Raw genomic sequence first — 11,451 nt, forward strand, 5'->3', positions numbered from 1 at the left:
CATGGACGAGAGACTGAACCACGACAGGGGCGCGCCCGGGTCCCCGGCAACGAGCACGCGCCAGCGGGTGCTCACCCGGCTCGACCTGCTGCGCGACGAGATGCTGGACACCCTCACCGCCGCGGTCCGGATCCCCAGCATCACCCCGACCTACCCCGGTGAGGTCTACGCCGACCTGGTCGGCGCCGAGGGGGAGGTCTCGCGCCTGCTGGCCGAGGTCTACGCCGAAGCAGGCGCCGAGACCGACGTCTTCGCCGTTGAACCCGGCCGCGACAACGCGGTGGGTGTGATCCGCGGTACCGGGGGCGGGCGTTCACTGATCTTCAACGGACACGTCGATGTGGTCCCGCCCGGGGACACGTCCGGCTGGCGTTCGGGCGACCCGTTCGACGGTGTCGTAGAGGACGGCTGGATCCGCGGTCGCGGCACCGTCGACATGAAGAGCGGCCTGGTCGCGCAGGCGTTCGCGGCCCGCGCGCTGCATGAGGCCGGAGTGCGCCTGCGCGGTGACCTGATCCTCCAGGCGGTCGTCGGCGAGGAGAACCTGGAGAACCACCTGGGCACCTCCGCGGTGCTCGACCGCGGCTACACCGCAGACGGGGCCATAGTCTCCGAACCGACCGGCGGGGCTTGGCCGCTGTCCGTCATGGCCGCGACCCCCGGCCTGCTGGTGATGCGGATCGAGGTGGCCGGCAAGAGCTCCCACTCGTCGATGCGCGGGCGGATGTTGTGCCGACCCAGCACGACCGAGCCGGTCGCGGCCAGCGCGATCGACCGCGGCTTCGTGATCTACCAGGCGCTGCGCCGGCTGGAGAGCGACTGGGCGGTGACCAAATTCGATCCGCTCTTCGAACCGGGACACTTCACCCTCGCGCCCGGCGTCGTGGACGGCGGCGCGCGCCACTCGCGCAGTGGGGCGTTCATCCCGGACTCGATGAGCATGGTGTACGCGGTGTTCCACCCGCCGGGGGAGGACCAGGCGGTCGTGCGCAAGGAGATCGAGAGCCACATCGCGCACGTCGCCGCCACCGACCCCTGGCTGCGCGCGCATCCGCCGGTGGTGGAATGGCCATTGCGGTATCCGGGTTCGCGGGTCGACGCGGCCCATCCGCTCTGCGCCGCGGTCACCGAAGCCCGTGAACTCGCCGCCGCCGGAACGACATTGGCGGGCCGCCCGCCGGTGGCGGCGTTTCCCTCCGCGGCCGACTCCACGTGGCTGTGTGCCGCCGGGGTCCCCGCGGTCGGTCTCGGGCCGGGCGAACTCGCGATGGCGCACGCGTACGACGAGCGCTGCGCGGTGGACGAGATCGTCTGCGCCGCGCGCGCGTACGCGTTGGCCGCGATGGACTGGTGCGGATCATGAGCGAGCCGGTCGCACCGTACCTGACCGTCGGCCTGTCGACGGTGGTCCGCAGCATCACCTCGCGCGCCCAGATCGCGCACAACCTCGACATCGTCGAGGAGGCCGTGCATGCCGCGGTCTCCGTCGTCGGCATCAACATGCCGGTCAAGCTGATCGCGCTGGCCGAGGGCGCGTTGACCGGATTCGCGGACGAGATCCTCGACATCCCGCACGTCACCGCGGCCCGCGACCTGTTCATCGACATCCCCGGTCCGGAGACCGAGCGACTGGCCACACTGGCCCGGCACTACGACACCTACATCGTCGCGCAGTGCAAGGCGCGCTGGCCGGAGATCCTGCCCGACCGGTTCTTCAACACGCTGTTCGTCATCTCCCCGGCGGGCGAGATCGTGCACCGTGCCGCAAAGAACCACCTATGGTGCCGCGAACGCTCCTGCACGCCGCACGACGTGTACGACCGGTGGGTGGAACTCTTCGGCGACGGCATCGACGCGTTCTACCCGGTGCTGCGCACCGACGACATCGGCAACCTCGGCACGATCTGCTGTAGCGACGGCGAATACCCGGAGGCAGTAAGGGCGTTGGCCCTCCAGGGCGCCGAGGTGGTGTACCGCCCCAGCGAGGCGGTGCCAATGACCCAGGCCGGTCCCGACCCCGGAGGCACCTGGCTACTGCAGAACCGGGCGCACGCCCACTTCAACAGCCTGTACATGGTCTGCCCGAACGCGGGACCGGTATATCCGACGCCCGAATCCCGCCACCCCTACGACATCGCGGGCGGCAACGCGCACGTCGTCGACTTTCACGGGGCGGTGCTCGGGCACACCGCCTCCGGGTACAACTCCTTCGTGTCCGGGATCGTCGACATCGAGGCGTTGCGGCAGTTCCGGACGATGAATCTCAACAGCAACTGGCTCAAGGACCTGCGCACCGAGGTCTTCCGGCGGATGTACGACGAACCGATTCATCCGGCCAACCTGTGGCTGACGGACGAACCGGTCCGGCACGCCGAGGCGGACGAGATCTACCGCGCGAACATCCGGCGGCTGGTGGAGCGGGGCGCGTACACGCCACCGGCGCACGCGTTTCCCGGCGCCCGCTACATCGCGCCGCCGGATCCCGGTCCGACCGGGTAGCGCTCGATCGTCGCGCGCAGCCGGGCGTGCTCGAAGTCGAACTCGGGAGCGGCCAGTTGCTCCAGGATGAGCCCGTCGAGCAGGGTCAGCTGGTGCGCGGCGTCACCTTCGGGGTCGTCGGCCTCCGCAGCGGCCGGCGCGACCGCGAACGCCCGGCGCTGCGCGTCGCTCCCACGCGTCGAGGGCGGGGCACAGATGCGGGCGCCGGGCGACCTCCAGGAACAGTTCGTAGCGGGCGGTGCACGGGTCCCGGTCGTCGCCGACGGCGCCGGCCAGGTAGTGAGCCAGGTGGGCGGCGTGGGCGTGCGGTGCAGCGCCGGGGGATGGGGGACAGGCGGTTCTGTACCTCGACGGTCTGACGCGTGGCCGGTCGGCGCAGGGCCTCGTCGAGGAGCCGGTCGAGGGTGCCGAAGCAGTACCGGGCCGACCCGTGGGTGGTGCCCGTCTCCTCGGCGACTGCCCGGTGCGTCACGGCGCGGGCGCCCTCGTGGGCGAGCAGGCGCACGGTGGCGTCGAGCAGGGCCTCGCGGCGGGCCGGGCGCTGCTCACGAACCGGGTTGGGCATGGCCTCACCGTACGAGGGGCGACCGGCGGGGCCGCGACGGGAAGGAGACCACGAGACGCCGCTCCGAGATCATCCCAGACCGGTCGGTCAACGTGACAGTGTCCAGTGCTGATCTGAGCCCTCAGCCCGAACCGGCGACCAGTGCCTCGCCGAGCGGGGTGCGCCGGTAGAGCACCGACCGTCCGGACCGGGCGCGGACGAGCAGCCCCGCGCTTCGCAGGATGGCGAGGTGGTCTCCTACCGCGCCGGGTGCCATGGAGAGGCTTCGGGCGAGGTGGCTGGTACTGGCCGGGGCGTCCAGCGCCAACAACAGCCGGGCCCGGGCCCGGCCGACCAGAGCGGTCAGCGCGTCCGGTTGGCGGACGGTCTCCTGTTCGCCCCACAGGGCAGCGGTGCCGCGGGCGCGATAGACCAAGGTCCTGGGCCAGGGATCTTCCAGGTGCGCGCCGATATTCGCGACGAAGACCGAAGGGATCACCAGGAGCCCGTCGCCGGCGAGGCGGACTGTTCCGTCCCGGAAGTGGCCGATCTCGATACCGCCGGCGCGCCAGGCGACGCTCGGGTGCAGGCTCTCGATGGTCGAGGCCCATCCGTGTTCGCCGATCACACCCACCCGGTGGACGACATCGCGCTCACAGATCGCGCGCAGTTGCGGCCAGTCCGTGGCGAGCAGCTCGTGCCACGCCTGGTCCATCGCCTCGGCGACCCTGGAGACGGCGTCCGTGGAGTCCAGCACTGCGCGTACGCGGGGATCACGGGCCAACGGGCCGGTCGCGGTGGTGACGAATTCGTGGCGGGCCGCTTCCAGCGGTGTGGCCCGGATCATGGCCAGGTCGTCTGCCCAGGTCTGGTTGAGGCCGCGCGGGGGCGGGGCGACGAAGTTCGGTCCGCCTTGCGGCGTCTGCAGAGCGAGGGCGGCATTCAGTTCGGTCTCGCGGCGAAGCCGTTCAAAGGCCGGCAGGAGCCGGGTGGCCCAGGCTCGCGGCAGCGGCCGGTCCTGGCCGGCGAGCGAGCGCAGCAGCAAGCAGAGGTCCAGCGCGGGCGACAGCGCGAAGCGGCTGCGCAGCAGGTCCTCGACGGAGACTTCGAAGCGGAGCATCCTGCCAGGCTACGCGCGACGTCTGTTCCGATTCGTCCAGCGACGAATCATTGGTGAGTGGCGTGGACGCACGGCGAGGCTGGGCGTCATGACCCCAACCGCCGAACCCGCGCAGGTCAACCACCACGCCACCTATCGGGAGGTGCTGGCCGAGCCGCGATTCCGGCTGCTCTTCTCGACCCGCACTGTCGCGATCACTGCGGGCTCGCTACGGATCACCACGTTCTCGGTTCTGGTCTTCGCGGCCACCGGCTCCGCGCTGCTGAGCGCGCTGGCCTTCGGCATCGGCTTTCTCCCGCAGTTGTTCGGCTCGCTGCTGCTGGGCTCACTGGCCGACCGACTGGCGCCCCGCGCGTTCATCGCGGGCGGCTACGCCGTGGAGTGCGTCGCCGCCCTGCTGCTCGCCCTGGTGCGGATGCCGATCGCGGCAAGCCTCGCTGTCGTGGCGCTGGTCGCCCTCGCCACACCGGTGTTCAGCGGCGCGTCGAGTCGGCTGGTCGCACAGTCGCTGGAGGGTGACGCCTATGTACTGGGCCGTTCACTGAACAACATCGCTGCCTCCGGCGCGCAATTGTTCGGTCTGGCGTTGGGAGGTGCGGTTGTCGCGGTACTCGGCCCGCACCGGGCGCTGGCGGTAAGCGCCGCCCTCTACCTCGGGTGCGCGCTCGCCATCCGCGTCCGGCTGCCCCGGCTGGAGCCGGGAGAGTCCGGCGGCACACCCGGCAGCGCTCGGGGCGATGGCGGGGCCGTCCGGGCAAGCCTGCACGGTGCTGGCCTGCTGCTGCGCGGACTCACGGTACGACGACTGATGCTGGCCCAGTGGCTACCGGCCGCGTGCGTAGCGGGCGCGGAAGGCCTGATCGTCGCCTACGCGGGAGAACGCCACTTCGCGCCCGGCTGGTACGCGGTGCTGATGGGCTGTCTGCCGGTCGGCATGTTTGTCGGCGACCTGCTGGTGGGCCGACTGCTGCGGCCACTCACCCGGGAGCGGCTGGTAGTCCCGTTGATCGCGCTGATGGGACTGCCGCTGGTCGGCTTCGCCGCCGAGCCCGGGGTGGTCTTCTCGTCCTGTCTGCTGCTGCTCTGCGGCTTCGGATTCGCCTACGGTCTCGGCTTGCAACGGCCGTTCCTGGACGCCCTGCCGAAGGATGGCCAGGGCCAGGCATTCGGTCTGCTCGGCTCCGGCAGCATGACGCTGCAGGGCGTCGGGCCGGCCTGCTTCGGCTCGGTGGCCGCAGGCATCGGAACAGGCGGCGCAATCGCCCTGGCAGGCGGCGCGGCGGTGCTCACCGCCGGCTGGATTCACACCTGGCACCCGCCCACTTCCCCGGCCCCCGTCCCGAACTACTCGACGGGATGAGAGAACGGTCCCGAACAGCATGCGAGCGGCTCTCCTGCGCGGTAACCGTCGCAGGTCGGGTCGGCCGCGAGCCGTCACACACCCCGCCCCACTTCACCCCCGCGCCTCCCCGACAGACAGTCATTCCCGGTAGCCCATTGTGTAAGGAGTCCTGAGCCCCGGCTCTGCCGGTGGGCGCGGACCACGTACGGGATCTTGAGACCACCAACAGCTCATGGAAGGTTCATGCCACATGATCGATGAATTCGCGAAGGACAACCTGCGCAGGAGGTTGCGGCGGGACCGCGAGGCGCTGCTCTGGAAACTCGACGGCTTGTCCGAATACGACGTCCGCCGACCTCTGACAGCGACCGGGACCAACCTCCTCGGCCTGGTCAAACATGTGGCCGCCGTCGAGGCCAGGTACTTCGGCGAGGTCTTCGACCGGCCTTCTCCGGAACCGCTGCCCCGGTGGCAGGACCACGACGGCAATGATCAGTGGGCGGCCGAGGACGAGACCCGAGATCAGATCATCGGGTTCTACCGGCGCACGTGGGAACACGCGGACGCGACGATCGACGAGCTTCCCCTCGACGCCCCCGGCCACGTGCCGTGGTGGCCGGAGCCCGGCCCCAACACGAACCTCTTCGCCGTCCTGGTCCATGTCCTCGGCGAGACCAACCGGCACGCCGGGCACGCCGACATCCTGCGCGAGGGACTCGACGGCCGGACCGGGGTGCGCCCCGAACACGAGCAGCAGATCGACGAGGAAGCCCGTGCAGCCTACTGCGCGAAGATCGAACAGGCCGCCAGGGAGGCCGCTGTGAGGTAGTGGCTTGACGCTGGAAGGGGGGTGCTGGTGTGTCGAGTGTTGGCTGGACTGGTGTGTTGCTGGTTCGCTGAGAGGCGGAACTGGTGCTTCGATCGGGGAGGAGAGAGCTGGGGTATGTGTTCTGGGTTGAGGGCGGAAGGGTTCGTTCGTTGTAGGCAGTGCTAGCGCGTAATGGCCTGGTTGGTGTTGTGCTGGGCACGTTGCTTTTGCTGTCTGGGTTCAGCGGTCTCGGGTGCGGGGGCGGTGGTGGGTTTCGTCGATGTGATCGAGGCGGATGCCTTCGTGTGGCCTTGGTGATCCGTTCAGCGCCGTCGCAGATGGCGGTGATGGCAGCTTGGCGGATGAGCTGGGCGAGGGCCCGATCACAAATGCTGGAAGCAGCTGGTCCGCTGGACTCACCGCCGGGAGACCCTGCCCGTCACCTACCGGGCCATCGCCGGCCTCGTCTCCGACCGCAACACCACCGGCTGACACATACCCCCGGCTCAGGCCCCCACGTCTCCAATGCAATCACGCACCAGCTCGTAAGCTTGTTCTTTGTCTTCGGGCTCGGGTCGATGTCGAGACTCGGATGCCTGGGTGGTCGACAAGGGTTTGCTGCGTTGTTCGGCGATCGGAAGACATCCGCTCGTGCTTACAAATGCGCGTGACCTGACGCTTGAACACTTCCGATGGATCGGTGGTCACGCGGACGTGTGGGCGATCTTTCGGGATGCTGAAGCACTGGCCGCGGTGGTCGCTGGTCTGTCTCACATGGCCATTCGCTGATGCGGCAAGATGCTGTTCGGATCGTCCCGGCGCGATGTCGTCGACCTTCTCGGGTTCGACGATCACGTACTTGCCGCCGGTGTCGTAGCCCTTGACGATCTCCTCCAGCCCCACCTCACCCAAACTGATTCAGCACGCCTGCGATGCGAAGGTGCGGAACACGAAGGAGTACAAAGAAGCCGTTGCTCAGACGCTCGCGGATCTGGTTCACCGAGGGGTTACGCTCGCTCCGTCGACCGTTCAAACGCCATCAAGAAGAGCGAGCCGAGACGACCGTCCGCTTCGCTGTCTGGGACCAGAACACCGGCGCTGTCGGGCGGCTCACCAGAGCCTGAACACAGACCCGGTCCGCAAGCCCACCACACCCCGACACACCGTCAGACACAGCCGTCCGACAACGTGACAGCGCCCCGGGCCCCGTCAGGGAAGCCGGGGTGAGTAGGTGATGCGCTTGAGGTGGTACCACTGGGCGACGCACTTGGCCGGCCACGGCTTCTGACCGTGCTGGCCGAATGGTTCGCCCAGCCCGCTGACCGAGACCGGTGTGTAGGGCAGGACCTGGTCGCCGTGTGCCGCGTGGGTGCGCAGCCACTGGTCCTGGCGGTCCCAGCGCTGGGCCCGTACCGCCATCTCCCCCTCCAGATGGGCCAGAGGGATGGCAAGTCCGGTGCAGGCCAGGACGCAGACAACTGCCGCGGCCACCGTCGTGGGGGCGGACAGCCGTTGCCGTGTGCGCAGGACGCGGCCCAGCAAGGCACCGACGGTGACCAGGAGCATGACGTAGAGCAGCAGATAGTCGTTCCAGGTGCGGGAGGCGCTGGTCAGGTTCGTTCCGAATGCCGGGCGGGCGACGACAGTGCAGAGATATCCGGAAATCAGGAACGCGATTGCCCCGACGACGACCGGAATGAGAGGCCGCCGCCATAGAAGCCCATGCGCCCGTGGACCGTCTCCGCGCGCCAGCAGTCCCAGGAGGAGGCCGGCGGCGACGGCCCCGGCGTACTGCCACGTCGAGAGGATCGTTCCCAGGATGTCCGCGAACGCGCGCAGAGATGCCATGAGCGCGTCCGGGCTGAGCATTGACGTGGTGTCGGCACCGAACCGCTCGCGCCGGGTGCGTGCGCCGGGCGACGTGTAGAGGGCGACAGTGCCGATCGCGGTACCGATGAAGGCGAGCGCGCACCACCAGCGGGCAAGCGTCCGGCCGCGGCCCGGCAAGACCCAGAAACTTGTCAGCAGTGCGAGGGTGAGAACGACGAACAACACGACCGCTGTCTCCTCCGACAATGTGCCGATGAAGACTCCGGCCATGAGCGCGGTCCCGAGGGCGAGGGCGCGGCCCTTCCGGGTGCGTGCGAGCAGCAGCGGAATGACGGAGCCGGCGGCCAGAACTGGCGCGAGAGTGTGGGAGACGGAGGAAGCCGGCCAGTAGAACGTCTTGTAGGTGTTCTGCGTGGCGAAAAGGAAGACGACTGTCATCATCGCCGCTACCAGCGGCGGGATCGCGCGGGCCGTGTGCATCCCGACGCTGCGGAGCGCTGAGGCGGTCACTGCCCAGAGAATGCCCAGGATGAGAATGCCGGTGACCAGTGCGAACCATCTATGGCCCGGGACCCCGAACGCGGCGTAGGCGACGACGAGCAGCGCGTTGGCGACACGCCCATTGTCCTGGAAGTAGAACTTGCCGATGAGACCGGATGCACCGTCGTCCCGGACGACGGGGAGGAAGCACCAGTCGTCCGCTCCCGGGCGGACCAGGCGGCCGATCCAGACCGCCGCGCTCAGGAGGCCGAGCGGCAGCAGGACGAGAACGGTGGTCCAGACGGTCGTCCCCCGTGACGCGGTTCTTTTGTCGATCCCTGTACTGGACCTGCGTTCCGGGTGGGGGAGGGCAGGGGCCTTCGATTCGTCTGCCGTCATGCGTCCTGGTGCCCTTCATGGAGGCGTCGTGCGGATCCGGGCGGCGTGGGTTCCCGGTCAGCGGGCCCGTTGCTCGGCGAGGTCGGCCCCGGAGTTGATTGCCCATCGGGCGAGCAGAAACGAGAGCGGGGTCGCAAGGAGCCCCGCCGCTACGGCGGCGACGTTCTTGCCCATACCCAGGGTATGTACACCGGCAAAGAGAAGAACGCCGGTGAGTGCGAGGTTGACGAGGCTGGAGAGGGGATACCGGAAGAATCCGTGCCATGTCGGCTTCGTGCGACAGGTAATGTACGTATTGAGGAAGAATGACCCCACGATACTGACTGCGAAACCGATGACATGCGCGATCAGGTAGGGGATCCACCGGTTCAGCGAGACGTACACCGCCAGATAGACCGCCGTGTTGACGATTCCGATCGATGCGAACACGAAGAATTGGCGCACGGTACGCGCCTTGGTCGAACCGGTCGTGGAGGATTCCACGGAGGTTGCTGACGGGATCTCAGACGGTTGAGGGTCTGTAAGGGTGTGGTGCTCATGTCGGGCACCTAGTTCCGTCTCGCGCACCACATAGAGCGGCCGGTGTTTCGTTTCGCGGTAGATGCGTCCAACATATTCACCGATGATGCCGAGCGTGGCCAGCTGGATACCGCCCAGTGCGACGACAGCGGTCAGCAGGGTGGCGAATCCCGGGACGCGCACACCATGCAGGGCGACGCCGACGATGATCCACAGCGCGTACACCAACGCCGCAGAGAAGAGCGTGAGACCGATGTAGACGGCCAGGCGCAACGGGCGGCTGTTGAAGGAGATCATTCCGTCGATGCCGTAGTTGAGCAGACGTCTCCCGCCCCATTTAGACGTACCGGCGGCGCGGCTGACGTTGTGGTAGGTGAAGCTGACGGTGTCGAAGCCGATCCAGGAGAAGATTCCCTTGGAGAACCGGTTGGCTTCGGGCAGGGCGAGAACCGCGTCGACGGCAGGACGGGACAGCAGCCGGAAGTCTCCCTCGCCGTCGGTGATGTCGACATCCATCCAGTGCCCCATCACGCGGTAGTAGGCCGTGCTGACCAGGCTGCGCACCAGGCCGTCCCCCGAACGGTCCCGCCGCGCGACGACCTGGTCGTATCCCCGCTGTCTCAGCTCCAGTATCCGGGGAACGAGTGAGGGCGGGTGCTGAAGGTCGGCATCCATGAGAATCACGTCGTTGCCCCGGGACATACGCAATCCGGCGAGCATCGCGGCCTCCTTGCCGAAATTCCGGCTGAAGGAGGTGTAGCGGACCCGCGGATCCGCGGCAGCGAGAGCGCGCAGCTGATCCCCGGTCGCGTCCCGGCTGCCGTCGTCGACATAACAGACTTCGAAGCTGTGTCGAGTCGTTCCGAGGACGACAATCAGTGTTCGGTGAAATCGCCCGATCACCTCATCCTCATTGAAACAAGGAACTACGATCGAAACCTGGCACTCCGTCATTCGCATCCCTGGCAGGTGTGGTCAGGACAAGCATGAGTCCGTGTCTACTGGAATATCTCGACCTGGCGTCCGTCAAACGATTCTGTAGACCCTGTTGCTCTTGGCGATGCTTCCGGACGAATCACGACACGAGATGGCACCGAATGGGTGAAGCATCTGTCTTGCCGCCGGCCGAAAGGGGCCTTGGCGGTGCGGCCTGACAGGTCGGCGGTGTTTTCTTCCCTGTGCAGTGCGGTGTTCTCCGAGCGGAGAGTTGTGCAGACTCGGCTCCATCAACGGCACGTGTGCTCATGTTGTGCTGAATCGTGGGGTGCTTGGTCGTCTTCTGGGAAAGTTCAGATGTGTTTGCCCTGAACGGTCCTACTGCCCTGTTGTGAGCAGGGCCTCCCGAGAAGCGGAAGACTCAGGGCCCCGGCCGAACGGACGGGCCGCAGCCATGCCGGCCCGGGAGGCGAGGCATGCCGTGATTGGTGCGTTCGGCGGCATTCGCGGCCGAGCCGCTTCCTCTCGTACACGGTGAGCGCGACCCGGGCGCGGGGTGGGAGCTTTGATCTCCCGCGCCGTACGCAGCGCTTCCTCGAAGGCGGGCCGTACGTGGAAGCGTGGGTGTGGTGGGCGGAGACGACCGCACCGCCGCGGCGCGAGCGGCAGGGAGAGCCGGGGCGGCGCGCGCACTTGGGACAGGGCGTGCTGCTCGATGTCGGCGGCGTCCACACAGAAGTGGTCCGCCACGCGACCATCGGACACGACCTCGCACGCCGCGCCGCGCAGGCAGACTTCCACGTTGAAGCGGTGCTCGCCACAAACCGGTCTTCCGCGATCTCCAAGAGGCAGACCACACCTGGGCCTCGGCTTGAGCTCGGATGCCGGCGGGGCGGCAGGAGTCAGTGTCGGCCTCAATGCTTCTGCGGTTGAAAGTGAGGCGGTCGACGAAGCAGGGTGGCGGACTACCGGCG

General features: G+C 68.0%; 9 protein-coding genes and 2 pseudogenes. 5 read left to right on the top strand and 6 right to left on the bottom strand.

The annotated features are described in order from the left end of the window. Position 1: 1 nt before the first annotated feature. Together ACGF8B_RS25435 and ACGF8B_RS25440 are read left to right on the top strand one after the other, a co-directional pair. Complete coding sequence (locus tag ACGF8B_RS25435; RefSeq protein WP_392742722.1) at positions 2 to 1,363, top strand: ArgE/DapE family deacylase; 1,362 nt, start codon at positions 2 to 4, stop codon at positions 1,361 to 1,363. Beyond that, positions 1,360 to 2,499 carry a nitrilase-related carbon-nitrogen hydrolase gene (locus ACGF8B_RS25440; RefSeq protein ID WP_392742725.1) on the top strand — a complete coding sequence of 380 codons (1,140 nt, stop codon included), beginning with the start codon at positions 1,360 to 1,362 and terminating at the stop codon, positions 2,497 to 2,499. The genes ACGF8B_RS25435 and ACGF8B_RS25440 overlap by 4 nt, the downstream gene beginning before the upstream one ends. Before the next feature lie 102 nt (positions 2,500 to 2,601). On the opposite strand, the gene ACGF8B_RS25445 is transcribed toward ACGF8B_RS25440, so the two are convergent. The 3 genes and pseudogenes from ACGF8B_RS25445 to ACGF8B_RS25455 form a co-directional block, all read right to left on the bottom strand. Next, positions 2,602 to 2,787 (bottom strand): hypothetical protein, encoded by a 186-nt coding sequence (locus tag ACGF8B_RS25445; RefSeq protein WP_392742969.1) that lies wholly within the window; start codon positions 2,785 to 2,787, stop codon positions 2,602 to 2,604. Between the two features lie 106 nt (positions 2,788 to 2,893). Continuing rightward, positions 2,894 to 3,064: pseudogene (locus tag ACGF8B_RS25450) on the bottom strand (TetR family transcriptional regulator); the annotation flags it as partial. A 121-nt stretch (positions 3,065 to 3,185) separates the two neighbouring features. After that, positions 3,186 to 4,163 carry an ArsR/SmtB family transcription factor gene (locus ACGF8B_RS25455; protein ID WP_392742728.1) on the bottom strand — a complete coding sequence of 326 codons (978 nt, stop codon included), beginning with the start codon at positions 4,161 to 4,163 and terminating at the stop codon, positions 3,186 to 3,188. Between the two features lie 88 nt (positions 4,164 to 4,251). Between ACGF8B_RS25455 and ACGF8B_RS25460 the strand changes: the two genes are divergently transcribed. From ACGF8B_RS25460 to ACGF8B_RS25470, 3 genes and pseudogenes are all read left to right on the top strand, one after another. Beyond that, the gene (locus ACGF8B_RS25460) at positions 4,252 to 5,523 is read left to right on the top strand and encodes an MFS transporter (RefSeq protein ID WP_392742731.1); all 1,272 of its coding nucleotides are present in this window, start codon (positions 4,252 to 4,254) and stop codon (positions 5,521 to 5,523) included. Between the two features lie 232 nt (positions 5,524 to 5,755). Next, entirely contained in the window at positions 5,756 to 6,334 is a 579-nt protein-coding gene (locus ACGF8B_RS25465; protein WP_392742733.1) for a DinB family protein, read from the top strand. A 360-nt stretch (positions 6,335 to 6,694) separates the two neighbouring features. Then, positions 6,695 to 6,805 (top strand): annotated as a pseudogene (locus tag ACGF8B_RS25470) (IS5/IS1182 family transposase); the annotation flags it as partial. A gap of 39 nt (positions 6,806 to 6,844) precedes the next feature. Here ACGF8B_RS25470 and ACGF8B_RS25475 read toward each other — a convergent pair. The 3 genes from ACGF8B_RS25475 to ACGF8B_RS25485 form a co-directional block, all read right to left on the bottom strand. Beyond that, complete coding sequence (locus tag ACGF8B_RS25475; protein WP_392742735.1) at positions 6,845 to 7,216, bottom strand: hypothetical protein; 372 nt, start codon at positions 7,214 to 7,216, stop codon at positions 6,845 to 6,847. 306 nt (positions 7,217 to 7,522) lie between these two features. After that, entirely contained in the window at positions 7,523 to 9,022 is a 1,500-nt protein-coding gene (locus ACGF8B_RS25480; protein ID WP_392742738.1) for a DUF6056 family protein, read from the bottom strand. Positions 9,023 to 9,079: 57 nt separating this feature from the next. Further along, entirely contained in the window at positions 9,080 to 10,495 is a 1,416-nt protein-coding gene (locus tag ACGF8B_RS25485; protein WP_392742741.1) for a glycosyltransferase, read from the bottom strand. Positions 10,496 to 11,451: the final 956 nt, after the last annotated feature.

The sequence above is a fragment of the Streptomyces sp. NPDC047917 genome (assembly GCF_043204345.1).
Lineage (GTDB): Bacteria > Actinomycetota > Actinomycetes > Streptomycetales > Streptomycetaceae > Streptomyces > Streptomyces sanglieri.

What these genes read in the sequence shown, in the direction of transcription:
- ACGF8B_RS25465 (WP_392742733.1), top strand. Translation starts at nt 5,756, where the DNA reads ATGATCGATGAATTCGCGAAGGACAACCTGCGCAGGAGGTTGCGGCGG.
- ACGF8B_RS25480 (WP_392742738.1), bottom strand. Translation starts at nt 9,022, where the DNA reads ATGACGGCAGACGAATCGAAGGCCCCTGCCCTCCCCCACCCGGAACGC.
- ACGF8B_RS25435 (WP_392742722.1), top strand. Translation starts at nt 2, where the DNA reads ATGGACGAGAGACTGAACCACGACAGGGGCGCGCCCGGGTCCCCGGCA.
- ACGF8B_RS25440 (WP_392742725.1), top strand. Translation starts at nt 1,360, where the DNA reads ATGAGCGAGCCGGTCGCACCGTACCTGACCGTCGGCCTGTCGACGGTG.
- ACGF8B_RS25485 (WP_392742741.1), bottom strand. Translation starts at nt 10,495, where the DNA reads ATGACGGAGTGCCAGGTTTCGATCGTAGTTCCTTGTTTCAATGAGGAT.
- ACGF8B_RS25460 (WP_392742731.1), top strand. Translation starts at nt 4,252, where the DNA reads ATGACCCCAACCGCCGAACCCGCGCAGGTCAACCACCACGCCACCTAT.
- ACGF8B_RS25455 (WP_392742728.1), bottom strand. Translation starts at nt 4,163, where the DNA reads ATGCTCCGCTTCGAAGTCTCCGTCGAGGACCTGCTGCGCAGCCGCTTC.